The following is a 20,645-nucleotide window of genomic DNA, read 5'->3' as shown; positions in this document are numbered from 1 at the left end:
TCGATTAGTACTCGACACTTTTATATAAAATCGCTATAATAAAAACATGTCGAAGGATGTCGAATTTCGATGATAATTCTAGAGTTTAAAGCCAAGGGTAAAGAGTCTCAGTATTCAGCTATAGACGAAGCCATTCGGACTGTCAAATTCATCCGAAATAGCTGCATTCGTATGTGGCTGGACAATAAAGGGACAGGGAAAAGTGACCTTAGCCGGTACTCCAAAATACTGGCTAAAGAATTCCCTTTTGCCAATGAATTAAACTCTACTGCCCGTCAGGCTGCATCTGAAAGGGCATGGTCATCGATTGTTCGATTTTACGATAATTGCAAGAAAAAAGTCCCAGGTAAAAAGGGTTTCCCAAGATTCCAGAAACGTACTCGGTCTGTCGAATACAAGAAGTCAGGGTGGAAATTATCCCCTGACAAGAAGTCGATAACATTCACGGACAAAAAAGGGATCGGAAAACTTAAACTCAAAGGCACCTGGGATTTATGGCGCTTCGACAAGAAGCAAATTAACCGGGTTCGGATAGTCAAACGATCTGATCGGTACTACGTTCAATTTTGCGTTGCAATTAACGTGAAAGAAGAAGTAGAGCACACAGGCGAGATTATTGGCTTAGACGTGGGACTTAAAGAGTTTTACACGGATTCCAATGGCCACTCTGAACCCAATCCCCGATTCTATAGAAAAGGGGAGAAACGTTTAAAGTTTTATCAACGCCGAGTTTCTCGGAAAAAGAAAGGCTCATCCAATCGTAGGAAAGCGATTAATAGACTAAGCAGACAGCATCTTAAAATAAGTAGGCAGCGTGAAGAACATGCAAAGAGACTTGCACGTTGCGTAATCCGGTCTAACGATCTGGTCGCCTACGTTCGCGCAGCGTGCCGTAAGGCAAGATTTAAGAGTTAAGAATCTGGTAAAAAATCACTGTCTCGCTAAGTCCATCAATGACGCTGGTTGGTATCAATTCAGGAAATGGTTAGAGCACTTTGGAGCTAAATTTGGCAGGATGACTGTTGCTGTCAATCCTGCCTACACTAGCCAGAATTGCTCTGAATGCGGTGAAACTGTCAAGAAATCGCTATCTACTAGGACTCATGTCTGTGAATGTGGGTGCGAACTTGATAGAGACCATAACGCCGCCATTAATATCCGAAATCGAGCCATAAGTACGACGGGGCACGTCGGAACTTGGATTATTAATCCGAACGCTTCAGGAGATTTGGCCTCTACTGTTCTTGATTCCGGTCAGGTTCAGCAAGCCGAGTCATTGAGTGAAGAATCCCCGTCTCTTTAGAGCGGGGAGTGTCAAAAGGTAAAACTTTTCGCTCTACCATTGGGGAAGAAATAATTATTCCTGCTGGTGAACCTCACACATTTAAGAGTGTTGGCAATGTAGCTAGTCGTGGACCTCACGGTGGTAACTGCTCAGCTTAGGATCGTTCTGATTCCACCAAACAAAAATATGAGTGTCCATAACACTCATAAAACCTCTTCATAACTATTCTCTATATCCCAGTCTTCTAGAGGGATAGCTGGCTCTTCAGGATCAGCATAGTATGGGTAGGGCTGCTTGTTTGCCAATGGATTAGAATAATATTCCTTTTTGACTTCACCAATAGTGACAATTCCGGAAAGCTTATTTTGAATAGCTTCATTGTCTTGATGCAGTCGCTCATGGGGGAAACCCCCAAGACCGCGCTGCATCGCTTAATAGTTCTGAAGCCAGCTCCTCTACAGACATTCGTTTTTTTGCCGCCGCTTTTATCAAAATTTCTTGAGAAGTTTGACTAATTTTTACATTGGTTATAATCATATTCAATCCCTTTCAAACATTCAAACTTAATCTAATACTTGAGAAGAATAAACAGTCTTCTCAATCAAACTCAGGTGCCCAAACTTCCACCACAGGCAATTCCCAACCAGGAAGTAATTCTGGCACTTGCAGCACATCCCCATCCCCCAGCACCACTTTATCTCTATTAAGGCGATAAACTTCCATGGTGCGAGTTCTCGGATCCACTAACACCCCAACTTTAGTCCCCAATTCCAGAAATTGCTGGATCTTCTGACGTAATTTAGCAAAACTATCAGTTCTAGATTTAACTTCAAACATCAAGTCAGGAACTAACTCCGCGTAACCTTCTGTAGTGCGAGGTAAACGTTCGGCTAGGATAAAATAAGCATCGGGAACGCGAACATCTCCATCTTCATTCGGTAAACAAAAACCACCACTAGAAGCAGTTACCCTGCCTAGTCTACGAGGTCGTACCCAGTTTGATAACTGGGTAACAATAGCAGCAGCTACTTCATCTGATTCTATACCTGAAGGACTCATAACAATAATTTCTCCATCCACTAGTTCCATCTGATAATCAGGATGTTCAGCTTGCAGTTTTTCTAAGTCTTTTACTGTTAAACTAGGCATTGTTAAAATATCCTATTTATAGCGATTATTGCATTTATGAGGTACACTTCTAAACCTCAAAGTCCCCCTTATTAAGGGGGATTTAGGGGGATCCCTTTTTACCTCATGGAAAATAGAATTGCTATATTTAATCAATCAACAGCAAATCCAGTATATTGACGTTTAAAAGGAGCATGGTAGGCTAATACGATATCTTCTTTGGGAACACCCCATTCTACTAATTCATTCGCAACGCCAATTTCTGTCCCATCGTGCTGTATCCAAATTTTGTCGTTTTTAAGGTCAATTTGGAGAACACAGCCTCTTAAACGCCGATTTCCGTGCCACCCCACGTTCATCAGTTGATAGTGATCTCCTTGAACATCAAAGATTTTTTGGACTTCAATATCTCCATATTTAGGTTTATATTGCCCGTATTCATTGATGATTTTTTTGACTAATTCTCTATAGTGATTTAGTTTTTCCATTGTTTAATAACCTCTTTAGTGATATCATATATATATTTTTGGGGAGATGTAAACATAAGATTGATGGTAAAAGGGAGCAGGTAGCAGGGAGCAGGGAGCAGTAGTAAAGAGATCCGAATATTTTTTGATATTATGATAAATTAGCAATATTATTCATGACCTATTTAGAAATGCTATTCAATTAGTTTGAAGTGTTTTATAAGTCAATTCCATTACTGATTCCTATCGGGTTATCTCCCAAAACTAAACTATCAATTTATAGAAGCAGTTGCTTTAGTCTTTGGCGAAAGGCTCGTAACGCAGGACTTCTCCCGCTTTCACGGCTTTGAGCTAAAACCTCTGCTACCAGATCCGGAATTGGTAATCTGGGGAAGGTCGGACTGGTGGTAACTTGTCGGTACTCACCTCCTTGCAATAGGTCAATCCTGAGTTGATTTTTTTCATAGCGCCAGAGTTCAGGCACACCTAAGTTGGCATAGACATCCAGTTGAGTCTTGGAGGTAACATCCACTTCAATGGCTAGATCTGGCGGTGGATCAATAGTGAGATCGACGCGCCGCTTGCCTCGCATTCTAGCGTGGTTTTGGATGTAGAAGCATTGATCCGGTTCAATGCCACTGTCCATATTTTCTCCCTTGAAGGTAGTGGAACCAAAGCACTCGCAGTCGATTTCTAACTCATCAAGCAAAATTTTCACTAAATCACCGAGCAGTTCTTTATCGACTTCGTGTTCTGGGGTAGGCATTCTGATTTCTAAGGTTCCGTGGCTATAGGCAATACGGGCAGAGCGATGTTCCCCTAGTTCTTCCAGAACAGACTCAAATTCAGCCCACTCTAGGTTATGAATCAATAGTCTTTGGCCTGGGGGAACGGTAAGTTGTTGGAGTAGGAGAGTAACAGCCATAAAGTAATCCCTTTTGATTCCCAATTGTTCCAAGAGGTCTAGTGTGATTTTAGGCAACTAAGGCATAGCTACCGTTAGTTAGAGTGCTCTTGGAGCCAGTTGAGTAAATCCTCACTAGTATTAAAATCCCAGATTGCTTCTGATAAGCGTTCTAGGTCTTGGTAATTCAAGGCTTCAAGCAATGCGTTCTCATTACTTGTTAGTTTTCCAAAGCGGCGCTCAAGCTGTCGCAATAGTAAGCTTCTTTCGCCTTCTACTCGTCCTTCTACTCTGCCCTCTTCTCGTCCTTCTACTCTGCCCTCTTCTCGTCCTTCTTCTCGTCCTTCCCTTTTCGCTAGACTCAATGCACCTCGCCTATCCTCCCAGAACATCTCCTGTTTGCGGATCTTTTCCAATTCTGACACACTCAACCCCGCTTGATTGGCTATAGTTAAAGCTTGTTCCAGCTGTGGGATTTCCCTCATTTGATCAGGAATAACTTCTAAGCTGGGAGCATCTTTGATAAAATAGATCCACTTATCTACCACACTTTCTAACTCTTCCAGCTGCTTAGTAAATTTTGGAAGTTCCACAAACACCATCTTTAACTCATTTTCTTGATAAGGTAAGTGGTCTTCTTCTTCTTGAAAGTAAAAACTGCTAATGACTTTCTCTGTTGTCGGAAACAGCTTAAAATCGGTGATGGTTAAAGCAATGACAGGATTGAGATCGAAATATCCCTGTCCGGATTTGAGTTGATTCCCGTAGGTTTTGCACAAATTATAAACGACTCGCTTCTCGAAAGCCTCCACATTCCAGAGCTGCATTTCAATGATCACAGTTGTTTTATCTTCTAATACTGCCTTAACATCCAGATAGGTGTCTTTTAAATCAACCACATCACCCGCACTGTAGGGATCAATAATTTCTAAATCTTGGATGACCGAATTACCCGAGTAAATCATGGCATTGAGGAAGGAAATCAGAATATCTTTACTCTGATCTGAGCCAAATATTTTCTTGAAAGCAAAGTCAGTTTTAGGACTGATGAATTTCATGGTTTTACAGGGTTAATTAAACCGTTTAGTTATTAGCTAATGTGTTGACTTTTATAGTAACAGTTTTGGCTGGAAGCGTTTGCACTATAATCAGTTATATAGCGAGCGGTGTTCAAAAAAGTGATGGACAAATTTTGGCGTTCCATAAATACGGGATGATTTTAATAGTTTTGTGCCATGGGCATCTTGCCGTGCCATGGGCATCAGGCGTGGAACGGGCATCTTGCCCGTTTCATTTTTCAGGCGGGCAGTATGCGGGCATCAGGCGTGGAACGGGCATCAGGCGTGGAACGGGCATCTTGCCCGTTTCATTTTTCAGACAGGCAGTATGCCCATGCCACTCCTATTAATCCCTTGATTCAGAAATGCCGTATCCCCAACAGATATCCGGTGGATTGCTGAAAAGTCGGGATTGATAATCGTGATTTTTTTGGCATCATGGAAGTAGCTCCTATTTAGGTGGGAGGAAAACCGCGCTGGAGATGATTAACGGGCATGACCAGCGCGGTTATTAGTATCAGTCGTCACCTTATATAGTATAGATAATTCCTCGAAAAAATGCAAGGGTTAATAAATTTTTTTTACATTTATTTATAATTAGTTTTATTGACAAGTTTTAGACTCAATTATGTGTAATTTATTTACCTAATTTTTTGATTAACTGATCTACAAATTATTGGTTTTTAGGGAGTAGGAATTCCCTCTGAACCCAGGGGTGTTTCTTCCGTCGGAATCAAATGTAATTGGTGGGGAGATAGGGAGATAGGGAGATAGGGACGCACCCGTTCCCTGTTCCCTGTTCCATAAAAAACCATAAATATGTACTTTTTAACCAACAGCAAATCCATCATATTGACGCATAAATGGGGCATGATACCCTAGGACAATATCCTGTTTCGGTATCCCTAATTCAAGTAACTCATTCGCCACCCCAAACTCGGTGCCATCATGTTGAATCCAGATTTTTCCATCAATAATATCAATGTGAATCAAAGGTCCAAAAACACGACGATAATTTTGCCATCCTGCATGAAAGACTTGATAATGATCTTGCTCAGGATCGAAGAATTTATAAACTTTGATTTCTTCATTGGCTAGCTTAATCAGACTATGCTTTTCCAAGGTTTCTTGAATCATACGACGATACTGAATTAACTTATCCACTGCAAAATTACCTCCTGATGTGACTACTCCCACATCAAATCAAAGATTATGATGTGGGCTTCTCAAATTCACAAATGAGACTTGCTGTTCCTCAATATCCTGTATTGATTTACCGCAGCCATTGAGCGGCAGTCCAACCGCCAATAATCCACGATTCAAAATGTTGATCCCGCTATTCCAGTCACGATCGACTTTGACGTTACAACTAGAACAGCAATGAACGCGTACACTTAAACTTTTTTTGACCCTAGAGCCACAATTAAAACATTCAATACTTGTGCCACGTGGATTAACTTCCTGGACTAACAAGCCGCGTTTTACCGCCACTACTTGCAATATTTCCAAGAATGCTCCCCAGGCTGCATCATGTATCGATTTTGCCAACTTAGTCTTGGCGAGTCCTTTGATATTTAGGTTTTCGTGAGCAATCAAGTCATATTTACTACACAGCCAATGAGCAACCTGATAATGAAATTCTTTTCTGCATCGGGTCAGATGAAGATGTAACAAAGCTACTTTATGTTTGGCTTTTTTCCAGTTATTTGACCCTTTCACGCGACGAGACATTACTCGTTGAGCCTGAGCAAGCTTTTCCTGAGCCTTCCTGTAAAACTGCGGAATAGGTACCGCCTCGCCATTGGAAGTGGTCAAAAATTTTTCCAAGCCAACGTCAATACCGACGGCAGACTTGACTGAATCTATGGGTAGTAGTTCAGGCACAGTATCGTCTTTCATTGAAAGACAGCAGTACCAACCATCGGCCTTTTTGACAATAGTGCATTGCTTAAGGATAAAGCCTACGCCCTTCGGGCAAGCTTCGCTAACAGGTAATGGTCGATGCATTATGACAGGGATTGATCCAATTCGGCTTAGTTTTAGAACACCATCAACTAAATGTGCGCCCGCCTTAGAACTATTCACTCTTGGATATACAAACGATCGAAGCTCTCCAGGTTTTTTAAAACGAGGTCTACCTCCACGCTTGCCGCTAGCATCAGGTTTTCGCCATCTGTCCCACGCTTTGTTAAGACGTTGTAAATTTACCTGTTGGGTTTCTGCATAAATTTTTTTGTATTCGGGAAACAGTTTTTTGGTTTCTTTGAGAGCTGCTTGCTGAGTGTAATAGTTTACTGGCTCTGGGATTTCTCCAATTGGCTCACTCACTAAACTGCACCTATCAATCGCAGAACGAGTCCGATTTAGCCAGTCAAGTCGTTGACCTAAAGCATAGTTCCAGTGACGGCGCAGTAGTTCGAGCCACCTTTCCATGGTGACAATTTGTTCGAGGCTTGGCTTGATTCGGTAGCAGTAGGTGAGTATCATAGATTTATTATAGCACTTACTGTAAAACTATGAAAGGTAATTACACAAAGGCAAATAGGTCTGTATATCGTCTTACTGTGCATATTGTACTAGTAACCAAGTATAGACGACTTGTCATATCAGAGCAAATTTTGATCAGGTTAAAGCAAATTTGCTCTGATACTTGTGTCAAATGGGATTGCAACCTAGTGGAATTTAACGGAGAGAAAGATCATATTCACTTACTTGTTGACCTTAATCCTAAGGTGGCTCCAGTTAAACTAATAGCTAATATCAAAACTGTGACCAGTAGATTAATTCGTCAAGAATTTTCTGAATACTTGAAGCGGTTTTACGGAGACAAAAAAGTTTTCTGGACAGGATCTTATTTTGTGGCTTCCTGTGGTGGCGTGACGATCGAGCAATTAAAGAGTTATGTCCAAAATCAGGATACCCCGTCAGGTAATTCCCCTCCCGCTAACATGCGCGGGTATAACGGGAGACCCCTTACCTGTTTAGTTGGCTCATATACCAATAGGTGTATTTGAGATTCTTGAATCGTTTTCTTTGCGAAAGCTTGAGATAAATGCTCCTGGCTAACCTTTTCCTACAAAGCCAGGTTGAAAATCTGCTGTGCGGATAACTTGAACTGGGGAAAAGTCGGGGAAACAATGGGAGTATTTCCCGTAAAGGGCGTCATCTGATATTCGCCGTCAACCAAACTACAAACAAAAAATGTGGGTTGCTTGGGGTTGCCGATAAACTTTCTCGCCCCCAATGCGGCATAATCGATAATCCAATATTCTTCGATCCCCATCTCTTCATAATCTCTAAGTTTATTGTAGTAATCGTCACGCCAATTAGTTGAAACAACTTCGACGATTAATTTGACGGAATCAGGATTTTGAATAATTGATTCGCTTTCCCACCGAGATTCTGCTCCCATAACGTCTTGGTTCAAAACGATGATGTCCGGTTCATAACCTGAGTTTTCCCGTTTTGGTTTAACAATTGACTCTCTAGGAATAGTCCAAATGCCTCCTTTGTCTATCTGCCTGATAACTATCAATAGTTGCTCGATCAGGGAACCAGTTAGATTTGAATGTTTCCCCTTTGGCTTGGGCATTTCGATAATTACTCCATCATATAGTTCGTAGCGGACTTTTGAGTTTTCGGGATACCAGCTGATAAATTCATCAAAGCTGTATAATTTTGCTTCGGCTTTGGCTTGAGTCATAGATCGTTCTTCTTGAAACTGAAATTTATGGTAACAAAATGACACCATTCTGTTATATAGTGTTTATGGCATTTACCAGGTACGCTGATCAACCTCAAAGTCCCCCTTTTTAAGGGGGATTTAGGGGGATCCCTTTGTACCTCATGGGATAGAGAATTGCTATAGTGAAAGAAATTGAGGAATCAATTCAGATGGCAAGTACCACTCCTAATGATACTCGTGTGACAGCTAGGCTTCCTGCATCGATCAAAGATACTTTACAAAAGGCTGCGGATTTAACGGGGGCAACCTTAAATCAATTTATAGTTCATGCTCAGGTTAAAGAAGCCCAAAAAGTGATTAATAAAAATTGAACGTCTGGCTTATTATGAGCGATACGGGTTTGAAGGAACGAAAGAGCATCCATTATTGTTGTTTTTGCCTTTATATAGTTTAGGTAGTGGGTGAGAAGCCAGGAAAAGAAATAGAATCGATTAAATCTCAAAAATAGAACTTTCGAGAAGATCAATAACTGCTGAAACGGCTGTTTGTACCGCTCCTTGAACTGAAGCATGATTAATTGCCAAGTGTTCCCCTGCAAAGAAAACACGAGGATTATCTACTGGATAAGCTTGACCGAGTAATGGTTGATATTTCTCCCGATCCCCTGGAGCAAAATAGGCATAAGAACCAGAACCAGACTGATTATCTTCATCCCAAATACTATGAATAATATCATCAGTATAGTCTTTAATATCAGGATGCAGTTGGGAAACTTCGTCTAAGGTTAAATCGGTTTTAGCTGTTTCCTCTAAAGTCCTAAATTTTCTGGAATTATCTTCCCAGCGATAAGCAGCAGTTAATACTGATGGCTGATAAGAAATATCCTTATCTTTAGCAACAATATGAGGTTTATAAAGCGTTTTTGAGTCTAATTGAGCATTATCAGAAGGATACCAACACTTTTCGAAATTTAAATCCGTAAAGCTACCACCCCCATAGACATGATCGGCAAATTCCCAAGGACGAGCGGTACAGTGTAATAGGGTTTTGCTGGCACTGCAATACCCCAAATTGTTAATTGCTTGCCGTTGTTGGCTAGGTAAACTAGGCTCAAAATTAATCTGAGCCAGAGCAGTAGCAGGAATAGTACAGATAATGTAGTCAAATTCGGCGATTTGTTGCTTATCCAGCTTATTCCAGACAAGCCGAACCCCTCTATCGGTCATTTCTATATTTGTTACTCTGGCTTCAGTCTGGATTGTGCCTGATATGCTTTTAACCAAAGCCTTAATTAAGGTTTCCAGTCCTCCGATTAGCTCATATTGTTCTACTCGATGCCAAGCAAAGAAATCAATTAAACCATTTAACAGAGATACTTGATCGTAATGAATTGCCCCAGTAGCATGACCGAGTAACTCAAAAGCATCGGGAGAAAGATGACTGCGAAAATAGTCGGTAACCGTTAGGGTATCCCATTTTCTAACTTGATCACTGGTGAAAGTGGGTGCAAATAACTCCCATTTCTCTTTTTCAGTTAAAGAATCGATTAATTCTTCCAAGAACTGGTCGTAAAGTTCCCCTGGGTCTTGTTGCTCATCAGAGGTTAAATTGTAAATACCAAACAACTCTTGGTAACTATCTAAACGAGTTTTCTTACCCCGTAGATAATAAAAAGCGGCGGGATTGTAATTAATAAAAGGTCTTTTTGGTAAATTAAACTTATCTATATAGTGTAACGTGCAGCCATGACTAGTAGGAATTCGCATTGCGCCTAATTCCCCATAAGTCCCATCACTAAAATAATGAGTCTTAATTCTTCCTCCGAGGCGAGAATCAGCCTCTAATACAGTAACTTGATGGTTGAGTTGACTCAGTTCGTAAGCACTTACGAGTCCAGCAATTCCTCCACCGATAATCCCAATTCGTTTGCGAGTACCACCTTGATCGTAGGGACTAAGGGAACCAGGATGACGATACAGGCGCTCAAAGGAAAAAGGTCTATCTAACTCTTGTGTATGGCGGTAAGGGTTAAACATCGAGCGTTATCCGAAATTAGGCTTTAAACTGATTCTCCCTCAAAAATGCGTTCCCGTAGCGGCTCTTTAAGAGCATCGCGTTTTTTGAGGGATAACTCCCCTAACTGGTTAACCATTACCAGGGGATTACTCCCCAGACTTGTAAGCATTCAGCTATCAGCTATCAGGGTGTCGCGTATCAGCTTATGCGCTACGCGCACGCGTGCGCGTTCAGCTTTTGAATAAAACAGGTCAGCATTCGAATAATGCTGAGTTATGTCACAGCGTCGTTCGCACAGCGTGGCCATTCGCGTAGCGTGGCCAACGGCCAAGGCCAAAGCCTGTGCCACAAAGCACCTCAAGTAGCGTGACCCTTTAGCTCACGGCTGACGGCTTACTGCTGAATGCTTACATCCGCTTATTCTAGGGACAAAACCATGAACCGTCCAGAAGATGTTGAGGGGTTGGGTCTGTAAACGTAAGTTACTCCCTGAGCCATCCGCTCCAGGTATAGTATCTCTTCATGCCCGTCAAAATTAATGACCAGTGCATACCATGCATCTTCTTGTGGCAAATTGAACACAGCATAGCCCAACTCATCTGTCCTGGCCTGCCCTTGTCCGATGACCCGAACCCAAGCGTCGTGAACCGGATCGCCTTTTTGATCAAGGATCCGAACTCGGCTAGCTCTGTATTCATTGGGAGAGCTGGTAACAGCTGACCTCATTCCTGTGGGGCGATCTGGGACTAGATCCAAAATGTCTTTTTCATAGCCGTAACGTTTCGGCGTCATCCAGTCTATACCATATTTGGCCTGTAAGTATTCCTCGGGTGGATTGGGAACGAGGAAAGTATCTCCAAGGAAGTCGATTGCTTTTAGCTGGGTTACCAGTCTGGCAGGAATCAGGACCCCAGGATGGTGCATGATATAGTCTTTGATAATCTTATGGCACATCCAATCAATCCTGATGAATGACTTCATCATCGTGATGCCAATGCCGTTATCGTAGGGTTGAACTTCGGCGTAAAAGCCATGTTCCCTGAAGGCACGAACAACAGGCTCTATAATTTCCCTAGTGACTACGTGGATCCCCATCACAGAACCCAAATCCAAATCATCATCCCAGGGTATCAATCCATGTTCTCGGATCGCGCCAAGACAGGTACCTTGCTGCAGAAAGAAGGTCACACCAAATTGATCCAAAATTTGCTTGACTTCTTTAAGCACTGTTGTGGCAGTAACTGGATCCATGGGTTCAAAGACTTTATATGAACGTTCCAGAGAGGTTTTATCTGATCCAAGGTTTTGTCGCACTATATCTTTCTTTCCAGTTTTTTCTTTGATTATCCTAAGAGGTTGTCTGAGAAGTCTAATTTGCTACATCCAAGCCCCTGTTGCTTCCCCAAGTTTGAGGGGCTAGGGGGGCAAAATTCAGTATCAAAAAACTTGGGAGATATCCTCTAAGATTGAAAACATAAAGTTATTTAACCATGATTGGGCTAATTCCAAGTGATACGCTTACATTTCTTTACTTTGAATTAGAAGGATGACAGACTTCTACCTAACGGGGTTTGAGCTTAATGGCGGCAGCCCAGCTCCCTACCTGAAAGGTGGGCGTCTTGAAGTTACCGTAAGGAGAGTGGAGCCTTTACAGTTGGCAGGCTATGCAGAAAAAGTTTAAAACTCATTAATTAAGGGGCGTTGCTGAATCATGAAATGGTTTCACCTGAAAGGGGGATTTTCTGATATTTTAAATAATAAATAAGAAGCCTAATTGATAATTCCAACATTGTCTTGATGCAGTCGCTCATGGGGGAAACCACGGCAGTCGCTCATGGGGGAGACCCCCAAGACCGTAATGGTGCGTTTTCCGCATTAAGAATTTAATTCGCCACGGGTCGCACCTCTGCATCGCTTAGATACATTTTTAGGCACAGCAATTTAATCTTTTTATCGTAACCACGCTCACTTTTCACCTCTATAAATTTCAGGGCAAACGCATCTATATTCCCAAACCATTATCTAGTAATGATTTCACCAATTGATTAAAAACAGAACTCGATCTCTGAAATCCTCGCCCCGCCAGCATGTACAAAAATAAGATGCGTTTGCCCTGCTATAAATTGTCGTCCACATTCGTTGCCTTTATATCTTTGTTTTCCTCTTTGATGACCATATTTATGAGTTTTATTGCTATGACATTTAGGGCATTTCATGGTTTTATAAAAATAAAACCATTTTTTGATTCAGCAACGCATTAAAACCCGAAGTGACACGATCACCATCACCGGCTCTTCCGTGCATGGTTTATGTGGCTGCCAGCTCTTCACAAACCTTTAACAACCAATAGGTTTAACAACTGATAACTGAAATAGTTCTTATTTAATCCTTAATCCTTAATTCTTCGTTCATCCTTTTTTTGACTTCGATGGGATTTTAAGTGAGCGTGAACCCCCCTTACCATTATCTTTCTTACCATTATCTTTCTTACCATTATCTTTCTTACCATTGTCTTTCTTGCCAGAGTTTTGGGGTTTGACAGGACCATTGAGTTGCTGACGTCCGTTGCGAATTACTCTAAGCATGTCACTGAGGTGCTGCTCAATATTGTAGAGCACTCCGTCAGCGTAGGCATCTGCCCCATTTTGAATTTCCTCACACTCCGCTAGGGTCATTTGGCGCATTTGCTCCAGTTCCTGCTGGGCTTTGCGGCGCATCTGCTCAAGCTCCGATACCGTTTGCTTGTGCATCGCCTCACACTCTTTTTGAACTTGTTGGCTGATTTGTTGGGCTTCGTGTTCTGCTTGCTGAATAATACCGAGTTCATCTAAAATCATTTCAGCACGCCGCTGAGCTGTCTCAATGATTTCTTGAGCGTACTGTTCAGCTTGCTGGATAATTGCATCGTGTTCTTCAATTATTCTAGTAGCTTGTTGAAAAGCTAAGGGCAAATTTTCCCGCACCAAGTCGAGTTGAGCCAGCAACAGTTCTTCATCAATCAGGGTGCGCCGGGTAAACGGGATGTGGGGGCTATCGAATATTATGTCCTCGATATAGTTAAATTGCCCCTGAATATCTATGTCTCCTGATCCAGGATTAAAGGATTCAGTGGGGTTTGGGGGTTTGTTTTGCTCGGGTGGGTCGTACCGGGATGATTCTTGGCGTAACATCGGTATATATCTAAGGCAACCTGTTGGGGGACAAGATGATCGACGGAGCCGCCAAATTTGGCAATCTCTTTGACTACGCTACTACTCAAGAAACTATATTCGTTAGAGGTGGCGAGAAAAACCGTTTCGATTTCATCCCAGAGGGTATGATTAGTATGAGCCATCTGGAGTTCCTTCTCAAAGTCAGAAAGCACCCTTAACCCTCGCAACAGTACTTGAGCTTTCTTCAGTTTGGCATATTCCACCGTTAAACCGGTGAAACTGTCCACTTCTACATTAGGTAAGTGTTGGGTGCAAAGTTTAATCTGCTCGACTCGCTCAAGCACTGTGAACAAGGGAGATTTAGTGGGATTGCGCAGCACCGTCACAATCACCTTATCAAAGAGTCTACAGCCACGCTGGATGATGTCAAGGTGTCCTAGGGTAATGGGATCGAAGCTGCCTGGATAGATTGCAATCACGACGCAAGTATTACCAATTGGTTCAAGGAGTGATTATATAGCTTGTTTCACGGCGATGACATACTGAACTAATAGTTAAGCTATTAGTTATTAACTCATTAGTGATTAGTCACTAGTCATTAGTTATTGGTGATTAGTTTTTTTTGATATAGTATAGAGCATTTTAATTGCAGCCCCACACTGTCCCCCCTCGATCCCCCATCCGTTCAACCTTTTAACCCATTTACGTTTTTTTAACCCATCCGTTGCGCCATCTGCCTATTGCCCATGCTACGCTGATCAGCAATGTGTTCACTACGCACACTCTGTGTGACGACCCGGTTAACCTCAACCGATGAAACGCCTATGGTACACATCAAGCGAGTGGAACTCTCGCGGTTCAAATCCTTCGGCGGCACCACAAAAATCCCCCTCCTGGAAGGATTTACCGTAATTTCTGGGCCAAACGGGTCAGGCAAATCCAACATCCTTGATGCTCTTCTATTTTGTCTTGGTATCGCCAGTTCCAAAGGAATGCGAGCTGAACGCCTTCCTGATTTAGTTAACCACAATAAAGAACATCGAGGCACTGTCGAAGCCAGTGTCACAGTTACCTTTGACTTATCTGACTTCAATAACTATGACGAGTTACAGGTTAGCAAGTTAGACGAACAGTTACAGGTTAGCAAGTTAGACGAACCGTTACAGGTTAGCAAGTTACAGGTTGTTCGCGAAGCGTGGCCAACAGGCCAAGGTTCAGAAAATAACCTTGGCCAAAAGGCCACGCTACGCGAACAACCCAATAACCTTCAACCTGATAACCTTCAACCCAATAACCTTGGCCAAAAGGCCACGCTACGCGAACAACCCAATAACCTTGGCCAAAAGGCCACGCTACGCGAACAACCAGATAACCTTCAACCAGATAACCTTGGCCAAAAGGCCACGCTACGCGAACAACCCAATAACCTTGGCCAAAAGGCCACGCTACGCGAACAACCAGATAACCTTCAACCAGATAACCTTGGCCAAAAGGCCACGCTACGCGAACAACCCAATAACCTTGGCCAAAAGGCCACGCTACGCGAACAACCCAATAACCTTCAACCGTCAACCCCTGACCAACCGTCAACCCCTGACCAACCTGCAACTGATCTAGAATGGAGTGTGACCCGACGGCTGCGAGTCACTAAACAAGGTAATTACAGTTCCCAGTACTACATCAATGGTGAACCCTGTACTGTTACTGCACTTCATGAACAACTCAATCGCTTGCGGGTTTACCCAGAAGGCTACAATGTTGTCCAGCAAGGAGACGTCACTAGCATTATTTCAATGAAATCCCGAGAAAGGCGGGAGATTATTGACGAATTAGCTGGAGTTGCTGCCTTTGACCGCAAAATTACCCAAACTAAACAAACCCTCGCCACTGTCAAAGAGCGAGAAGAACGCTGCCGAATTATTGAACAAGAACTGACGGCTCAACGCGATCGCTTAGCTGCTGACCGTGCTAAAGCTGAGAAATATCAAAAACTCCGTGCTGAACTCCAACAAAAGCAACAGTGGGAAATTGTTCTAAAATGGCGATTGCTCCAGAAGCAAGTATCCCAACTCCAACAGCAAATTGATGCTGCTAATACAAAAAAAGCCCAGCTTATTGCTCAGATTACTAGCATTGAGGAACAAATAAACCAAACTACCACTGAACTTGACCAACTCAATGCTCGGGTCAAAGCCTTAGGAGAAGAAGAGCAAATTGCGATCGCATCCACCCTTGCCACTCAACAAGCCGAACAACGTCAATTACAAACCCGACAGCAGGAACTAACTGAGAACCTACAAAATGCCACTGTCAATCTCCAACGTACACAAGAGACAATTCAACAAGTCGAGCAAACCCTGCAACAGTTGATCGCAGAAAAAAATGATCTAGAGACCTTGTCTAAAACCTCCTTACAAGTGGCACGGGATGAGGCCCAAGCTGCTCTCAACCAAAGCCGAGAACAAGCCAATGCGATCGCAGCCGCTAGTGATGCCTGGGTACAACAACAAACCACCCTCACCAAGCACATCGACACCCTACTCAAAACCATCAACCCCCAACGCACCGAGCAAGCTCAACTCCAAGAGCGTCAGAATCAGCTAAATCGGCAAATCGAAGACCAAACCCAGCAACTGCAAACCTTAGAACCAGAAATCGCCACCAAGCAAACCCAAGCTGTGGCATTAGACACCCAATTAACCAATTATTCCCAACAAGTCCAGTCCCTCGCCCAATCCTTAGGGAATACCGAACAACAACTACAACTGCAACAACAAACCCAAACTCGCCTGCTCGGGGAACAACGGCAAAAACAACGGCAACTCGATAAACTAGAAGCCCAAGCCCAAGCTCAACAAGAAGCCCAAGGGACCTATGCTACTAAAGTTATCCTAGAAAGTAGTATAATAGGAGTTTGTGGATTAGTTGCCCAATTGGGTAGAGTTGAACCCCGCTATCAGCTAGCCCTAGAAATTGCCGCTGGCGCACGCCTCGGGAATTTAGTGGTAGAAGATGATAGTGTAGCAGCGGCTGGGATCGAACTCCTCAAACAAAAACGCGCTGGCAGAGCCACCTTCTTACCTCTGACCAAAATCCAACCTAGGCCATTTACCGAAACCGTTGTGCTACGGTATGCTAAAGGCTTTGTTGACTACGCCATTAGGCTAATTGATTGCGACCCCCGTTACCAAAAAGTCTTTGCCTACGTGTTTGGGTCTACAGTAGTCTTTGAAACTCTCAATGATGCCCGTACCTACTTGGGTAAACACCGCATCGTTACCCTAGATGGGGAAATCTTGGAAATAAGCGGTGCCATGACTGGTGGTAGCAGCAGTCACCGTTCGGGATTGCACTTTGGTACCAGTGACACCATGGAGTCCTCTGAAATCCGTAGCTTGCGAACCCGGTTAGCGGAAATTGAACAGATTTTAAACCATTGTGAGGCATTGATTACTACCGAATCTGCCTCAGTCAAACAAATTACCCAGGAATTGACAGAAACTAGGGCAAAACAGTCGGAAACCAAATTACGTTTGGAACAGTTACAAAGGGAGATTGAGCAATCTCAGACCAATCAAGCCCAAATGCGATCGCTTCTGGCTAAAAACAACCAAGAACTCTCCGCCGCTACTCAACGGCTAGAAACCATAGCGATAGAGTTACCCCAACAAGAATCCCAACTTGCCGACTTACGGCAACAACTGGCTCAACTTGAGGAGTCTCAAACTCATAACGAGTGGCAACAGATTCAGAACACCATTAAAACCCAAGAAACTCAGTTGCGCGAGTGTGAACAAGCCTTGAGAAATACCGAGAAACAGCTACAACAGAAGGAGAATCAGCAGCAGCGCCTCAGGGATAAACTTACCGAAGGCCACCGCAAAATAGCAGACTATCAAACCCAAATCGAATCTTGGCAACAGCAGCAATCAGCAATTAACACTCAGTTAGAGACACTAACCGAGCAAATTACCCAAACTACAGTTGCCTTACGCCAGTTAGAGGAGAAATTGGGGCAAGAAAAACAAAAACGCGATCGCACCGAGCAACACCTACAAAAACTGCGCCAACAACACCAAGAAACCTCTTGGCAACAGCAAAAACTCCAAGAAACCCAGTCTGCACGAGCAGAAGAACTTGCTAGTCTCCAAACTCAACTCCAAGACCAAGCTGCTGAATTACCAGATCCCATACCAGAAATACCTCAAATTGTCAAAAAAAATTCCCCCTCTAGTGATAAAAAAAGCTCAGAGGTAATTGCCTTGGACTCCCTAGCTGCTCAACTAGAACAACTACAAAAGGAACTGCGCAACGGACAGAAACGTCTACAGGCTATGGAACCCGTGAATATGCTGGCCTTAGAAGAATATGACCGAACTCAAACTCGCCTCCAGGAACTGTCTGAGAAACTGGAAACCATAGCTGGTGAACGGACTGAACTGTTGCTAAGGATAGAAAACTTTACCACCTTGAGGTACCGTGCTTTCAAAGAAGCCTTTGATGCCGTCAATGAAAATTTCCAAGCCATATTTGCTGAACTCTCCGATGGGGACGGTTATTTACAACTCGATGATCCAGAGGACCCCTTTAGCGGTGGACTCAACCTGGTGGCGCACCCCAAAGGTAAACCGGTGCGGCGGCTAGCATCTATGTCAGGAGGAGAAAAATCCCTCACAGCCCTTAGCTTTATCTTTGCCCTACAACGCTACCGTCCCTCGCCATTTTATGCTTTTGATGAAGTCGATATGTTTTTGGACGGGGCAAATGTCCAGCGATTAGCTAAAATGATCAAACAACAGGCTAAACTTGCGCAATTTATTGTAGTGAGCTTACGCCGTCCTATGATTGAGTCTGCTCAACGCACCATTGGTGTTACCCAAGCCAGGGGAGCATACACTCAAGTATTGGGTTTAAAACTATCACCCAAAAGTACGGTTAACTAGATAAAATCCCATTCATCAAATCCATTATTATTGTAAGCATTCAGCCCAAGGCTCATCAGCTATAAGCCGTTCATGATTGATTTTGGAGAGAACCGACCCACTCACCCCTCGTCCGAAGGGCGTCCTGTACGAAAAAAAAACCGATGTTCAGAGGTTGTATATAACCTCTGTAGTCTGTTGATCAACCTAAGGGTTGCATTACCTTAGCTGAAAGCTGAAAGCTGTTCGCGTAGCGTGGCCAAAGGCCTTTAGCTGAATGCTCAGGTATTAATGCTCAGGTATTAATGCTCACGTATTATTTATTTTTAATCCATCAGGAGTATAGCTCAGGAAAAGCGAGATATAATGACAACGGAACAAATTCGTCCACGCTCCGATATCTTAAATACTCAGGTAATTACCCGTGACAATGGTAAGCGCCTTGGAGTCGTCAAGGAACTGTTGGTAGATATAGACAGACGGCAGGTTGTGGCACTGGGTCTGCGAGACAACCTCCTGGCAGTAGCCGGTATGCCAAAGTATATGCTCCTGAGCAGCATTCGACAATTTGGTGATGTCATCCTGGTAGATGATCAAGACGTTATCGAAGATATTGATGTCGATGCCTATAGTACCCTGATTAACAGCGAAGTGATCACCGAAACCGGTGAACTCTTAGGTCGGGTTAGAGGCTTCAAGTTCAATGTTGAAGATGGCACCGTTTCCGCCTTAATCATTGCATCAATAGGGTTGCCCCAAATACCCGACCAGGTTATTAGTACTTATGAGCTACCCATTGATGAAATTGTCAGCAGTGGTCCAGACCGATTAATTGTATTTGAGGAAGCTCAAGAGCATCTGGTCCAGTTAACCGTCGGGGTCTTAGAGCGTATGGGGATTGGCAAACCCCCTTGGGAAAAGGACACAGAAGACCCATACTATACTCCAACGGCTAGACCAGAAAATCAACTGGGAACGGGGATTCCAATACGTACTCCTATCTCTCAGACAGTAGAGAATGCCAACCGAGCCCAAGATGCCTGGGATGACGATTGGCAAGAGCCAGAACTAGAGCCGATCAGACGAGAAGCACCAGTCCCGAAGAAGTATGTGGAAGCCAGATTAGAAGAAGATAACTGGAGCGATGAACGGGAAGAGTCCCCTCAGCCAGTGCGCTACGAGCAGCCAGTCTATAGCTCACCTGAGCCTTCCTATGGTAAAACCAACACCCAGGACTATGACAAGTACGAAGTCGAGGGTGATGCCTGGGATGATGACCGCTCCCCAGAGCCTTACAAAGCACCGCGAGTCAACATTCCTGAAAAAAAGAAAGCTCCAGAATACGAGGAAGAGGCTGGTTACTAATTAATGATCATAGTTAAGGGTTGTTTGTTGACCGTTGTTTGTTGACAGTTTTTTGTTGACAGTGAATGCTTAATCGTAGATTTGAGCACCGAGTGGATAACTCTATTTATTCCTGGTTGACGGTCAACCCTGGCCTTTTGGCCACGCTACGGTAACAACCCTGGCCTTTCGGCCACGCTACGCGAACAACTCGCTGCAATTCAAAATTATCAATAGAAAATTCAAAAATACCCCGCGAATGAATTCGGGGGCTTGTATCCGTTGAAACAATTAAAAATTAGAAAGCTATTCATTTTGAATTTTGAATTTTTCATTTTGAATTCAAAAATGGTCAGTCGATACAGGCAAAGGTAGTCCGAAAATCAATTGGTTGTATTTGTTGTGAGAAAAAAATAGCTCTATCCTTGTCTTGATGCAGTCGCTCATGGGGGAAACCACGGCAGACCGCGAGTGGGGGGAACCCCCTTTGAAGTTACCGTAAGAGAGGGTCGCCTTTATAGGGACAGGTTATGGGTCATACTTTTAAGTTATATGAAATAAGGCGACCCTCTCTAAGGTTTCGTCTTTGACCGCGCTGCCTCCCCAAGACCGCGCTGCATCGCTATCAATAAAGAATTAGAGAATTCCGATTTGGCTCCCGGTGCGCTTGACCCATTAAGAATT

Annotated in this window: 19 protein-coding genes and 2 pseudogenes; 7 read left to right on the top strand and 14 right to left on the bottom strand. The window is 43.4% G+C overall.

All coding sequences use genetic code 11. From position 1 onward, the window contains the following. Positions 1 to 69 precede the first annotated feature (69 nt). Together F6J90_RS17735 and F6J90_RS17730 are read left to right on the top strand one after the other, a co-directional pair. Positions 70 to 1,303: pseudogene (locus tag F6J90_RS17735) on the top strand (transposase). An 8-nt stretch (positions 1,304 to 1,311) separates the two neighbouring features. Then, entirely contained in the window at positions 1,312 to 1,443 is a 132-nt protein-coding gene (locus F6J90_RS17730) for a hypothetical protein (RefSeq protein ID WP_293096174.1), read from the top strand. A gap of 45 nt (positions 1,444 to 1,488) precedes the next feature. Here the strand turns inward: F6J90_RS17730 and F6J90_RS17725 are convergent, their stop codons facing one another. From F6J90_RS17725 to F6J90_RS17705, 5 genes are all read right to left on the bottom strand, one after another. After that, the gene (locus F6J90_RS17725) at positions 1,489 to 1,713 is read right to left on the bottom strand and encodes a hypothetical protein (RefSeq protein ID WP_293096172.1); all 225 of its coding nucleotides are present in this window, start codon (positions 1,711 to 1,713) and stop codon (positions 1,489 to 1,491) included. Positions 1,714 to 1,882: 169 nt separating this feature from the next. After that, entirely contained in the window at positions 1,883 to 2,434 is a 552-nt protein-coding gene (locus F6J90_RS17720) for a Uma2 family endonuclease (RefSeq protein ID WP_293096169.1), read from the bottom strand. Positions 2,435 to 2,565: 131 nt separating this feature from the next. Continuing rightward, positions 2,566 to 2,901, bottom strand: coding sequence for a XisI protein (locus tag F6J90_RS17715; protein ID WP_293096167.1), 336 nt, complete (start codon positions 2,899 to 2,901; stop codon positions 2,566 to 2,568). Between the two features lie 256 nt (positions 2,902 to 3,157). Continuing rightward, positions 3,158 to 3,862 carry a Uma2 family endonuclease gene (locus tag F6J90_RS17710; protein WP_366513776.1) on the bottom strand — a complete coding sequence of 235 codons (705 nt, stop codon included), beginning with the start codon at positions 3,860 to 3,862 and terminating at the stop codon, positions 3,158 to 3,160. Positions 3,863 to 3,879: 17 nt separating this feature from the next. Beyond that, complete coding sequence (locus F6J90_RS17705) at positions 3,880 to 4,842, bottom strand: Rpn family recombination-promoting nuclease/putative transposase (RefSeq protein WP_293096165.1); 963 nt, start codon at positions 4,840 to 4,842, stop codon at positions 3,880 to 3,882. Between the two features lie 177 nt (positions 4,843 to 5,019). On the opposite strand from F6J90_RS17705, the gene F6J90_RS17700 reads away from it, so the two are divergent. Next, on the top strand, positions 5,020 to 5,244 hold the full coding sequence (locus F6J90_RS17700; RefSeq protein WP_293096163.1) for a hypothetical protein: 225 nt from the start codon (positions 5,020 to 5,022) through the stop codon (positions 5,242 to 5,244). 281 nt (positions 5,245 to 5,525) lie between these two features. Here F6J90_RS17700 and F6J90_RS17695 read toward each other — a convergent pair whose 3' ends face one another. Genes F6J90_RS17695 through F6J90_RS17685 form a run of 3 tightly spaced genes read right to left on the bottom strand, consistent with a single transcriptional unit; the run spans position 5,526 to position 7,329 of the window. Then, positions 5,526 to 5,657, bottom strand: coding sequence for a hypothetical protein (locus F6J90_RS17695; RefSeq protein WP_293096160.1), 132 nt, complete (start codon positions 5,655 to 5,657; stop codon positions 5,526 to 5,528). Positions 5,658 to 5,670: 13 nt separating this feature from the next. After that, positions 5,671 to 6,006 (bottom strand): XisI protein, encoded by a 336-nt coding sequence (locus F6J90_RS17690; protein WP_293096158.1) that lies wholly within the window; start codon positions 6,004 to 6,006, stop codon positions 5,671 to 5,673. Between the two features lie 39 nt (positions 6,007 to 6,045). After that, a complete protein-coding gene (locus tag F6J90_RS17685; RefSeq protein ID WP_293096156.1) occupies positions 6,046 to 7,329 on the bottom strand; it encodes a transposase in 1,284 nt (427 codons plus the stop codon). Between F6J90_RS17685 and tnpA the strand changes: the two are divergent. Then, positions 7,285 to 7,856 (top strand): annotated as a pseudogene (gene tnpA / locus F6J90_RS17680) (IS200/IS605 family transposase). The gene F6J90_RS17685 and the pseudogene tnpA overlap by 45 nt on opposite strands. Before the next feature lie 59 nt (positions 7,857 to 7,915). On the opposite strand, the gene F6J90_RS17675 reads toward tnpA, so the two are convergent. Beyond that, positions 7,916 to 8,545, bottom strand: a complete 630-nt coding sequence (locus F6J90_RS17675) for a Uma2 family endonuclease (RefSeq protein WP_293096153.1) — start codon at positions 8,543 to 8,545, stop codon at positions 7,916 to 7,918. Positions 8,546 to 8,709: 164 nt separating this feature from the next. Here F6J90_RS17675 and F6J90_RS17670 point away from each other — a divergent pair, with 164 nt between their 5' ends. Beyond that, positions 8,710 to 8,898 carry a YlcI/YnfO family protein gene (locus F6J90_RS17670; protein ID WP_293096151.1) on the top strand — a complete coding sequence of 63 codons (189 nt, stop codon included), beginning with the start codon at positions 8,710 to 8,712 and terminating at the stop codon, positions 8,896 to 8,898. A 120-nt stretch (positions 8,899 to 9,018) separates the two neighbouring features. On the opposite strand, the gene F6J90_RS17665 is transcribed toward F6J90_RS17670, so the two are convergent. The 5 genes from F6J90_RS17665 to coaD form a co-directional block, all read right to left on the bottom strand. Next, a complete protein-coding gene (locus F6J90_RS17665) occupies positions 9,019 to 10,563 on the bottom strand; it encodes an NAD(P)/FAD-dependent oxidoreductase (RefSeq protein WP_293096148.1) in 1,545 nt (514 codons plus the stop codon). A gap of 23 nt (positions 10,564 to 10,586) precedes the next feature. Then, on the bottom strand, positions 10,587 to 10,712 hold the full coding sequence (locus F6J90_RS17660; protein WP_293096146.1) for a hypothetical protein: 126 nt from the start codon (positions 10,710 to 10,712) through the stop codon (positions 10,587 to 10,589). 248 nt (positions 10,713 to 10,960) lie between these two features. Then, a complete protein-coding gene (locus tag F6J90_RS17655) occupies positions 10,961 to 11,857 on the bottom strand; it encodes a LicD family protein (protein WP_293096143.1) in 897 nt (298 codons plus the stop codon). Between the two features lie 1,094 nt (positions 11,858 to 12,951). Further along, the gene (locus F6J90_RS17650) at positions 12,952 to 13,713 is read right to left on the bottom strand and encodes an ATP synthase F0 subunit B (protein ID WP_293096141.1); all 762 of its coding nucleotides are present in this window, start codon (positions 13,711 to 13,713) and stop codon (positions 12,952 to 12,954) included. Further along, a complete protein-coding gene (gene coaD, locus F6J90_RS17645; RefSeq protein ID WP_071106265.1) occupies positions 13,620 to 14,174 on the bottom strand; it encodes a pantetheine-phosphate adenylyltransferase in 555 nt (184 codons plus the stop codon). Before coaD ends, F6J90_RS17650 begins: the two co-directional genes overlap by 94 nt. Before the next feature lie 345 nt (positions 14,175 to 14,519). On the opposite strand from coaD, the gene smc reads away from it, so the two are divergent. Then, complete coding sequence (gene smc / locus F6J90_RS17640) at positions 14,520 to 18,638, top strand: chromosome segregation protein SMC (protein WP_293096137.1); 4,119 nt, start codon at positions 14,520 to 14,522, stop codon at positions 18,636 to 18,638. A 345-nt stretch (positions 18,639 to 18,983) separates the two neighbouring features. Beyond that, on the top strand, positions 18,984 to 19,982 hold the full coding sequence (locus F6J90_RS17635) for a PRC-barrel domain-containing protein (RefSeq protein WP_293096135.1): 999 nt from the start codon (positions 18,984 to 18,986) through the stop codon (positions 19,980 to 19,982). The last annotated feature ends 663 nt before the right edge of the window (positions 19,983 to 20,645 follow it).

The organism is Moorena sp. SIOASIH, from assembly GCF_010671925.1.
In the GTDB taxonomy this organism is placed as follows: Bacteria; Cyanobacteriota; Cyanobacteriia; order Cyanobacteriales; family Coleofasciculaceae; genus Moorena.
The sequence above is the reverse complement of the archived record's forward strand: the minus strand, read 5'-3'. Positions and strand labels throughout refer to the sequence as shown.

Excerpts from the sequence above, each read along its gene's own strand:
- F6J90_RS17695 (WP_293096160.1), bottom strand. The coding sequence starts at position 5,657 with ATGGTTTTTTATGGAACAGGGAACAGGGAACGGGTGCGTCCCTATCTC.
- F6J90_RS17715 (WP_293096167.1), bottom strand. The coding sequence starts at position 2,901 with ATGGAAAAACTAAATCACTATAGAGAATTAGTCAAAAAAATCATCAAT.
- F6J90_RS17650 (WP_293096141.1), bottom strand. The coding sequence starts at position 13,713 with ATGTTACGCCAAGAATCATCCCGGTACGACCCACCCGAGCAAAACAAA.
- F6J90_RS17700 (WP_293096163.1), top strand. The coding sequence starts at position 5,020 with ATGGGCATCTTGCCGTGCCATGGGCATCAGGCGTGGAACGGGCATCTT.
- F6J90_RS17705 (WP_293096165.1), bottom strand. The coding sequence starts at position 4,842 with ATGAAATTCATCAGTCCTAAAACTGACTTTGCTTTCAAGAAAATATTT.
- F6J90_RS17635 (WP_293096135.1), top strand. The coding sequence starts at position 18,984 with ATGACAACGGAACAAATTCGTCCACGCTCCGATATCTTAAATACTCAG.
- F6J90_RS17720 (WP_293096169.1), bottom strand. The coding sequence starts at position 2,434 with ATGCCTAGTTTAACAGTAAAAGACTTAGAAAAACTGCAAGCTGAACAT.
- smc (WP_293096137.1), top strand. The coding sequence starts at position 14,520 with ATGGTACACATCAAGCGAGTGGAACTCTCGCGGTTCAAATCCTTCGGC.
- F6J90_RS17665 (WP_293096148.1), bottom strand. The coding sequence starts at position 10,563 with ATGTTTAACCCTTACCGCCATACACAAGAGTTAGATAGACCTTTTTCC.
- F6J90_RS17675 (WP_293096153.1), bottom strand. The coding sequence starts at position 8,545 with ATGACTCAAGCCAAAGCCGAAGCAAAATTATACAGCTTTGATGAATTT.
- F6J90_RS17725 (WP_293096172.1), bottom strand. The coding sequence starts at position 1,713 with ATGCAGCGCGGTCTTGGGGGTTTCCCCCATGAGCGACTGCATCAAGAC.
- F6J90_RS17660 (WP_293096146.1), bottom strand. The coding sequence starts at position 10,712 with ATGCTTACAAGTCTGGGGAGTAATCCCCTGGTAATGGTTAACCAGTTA.
- F6J90_RS17685 (WP_293096156.1), bottom strand. The coding sequence starts at position 7,329 with ATGATACTCACCTACTGCTACCGAATCAAGCCAAGCCTCGAACAAATT.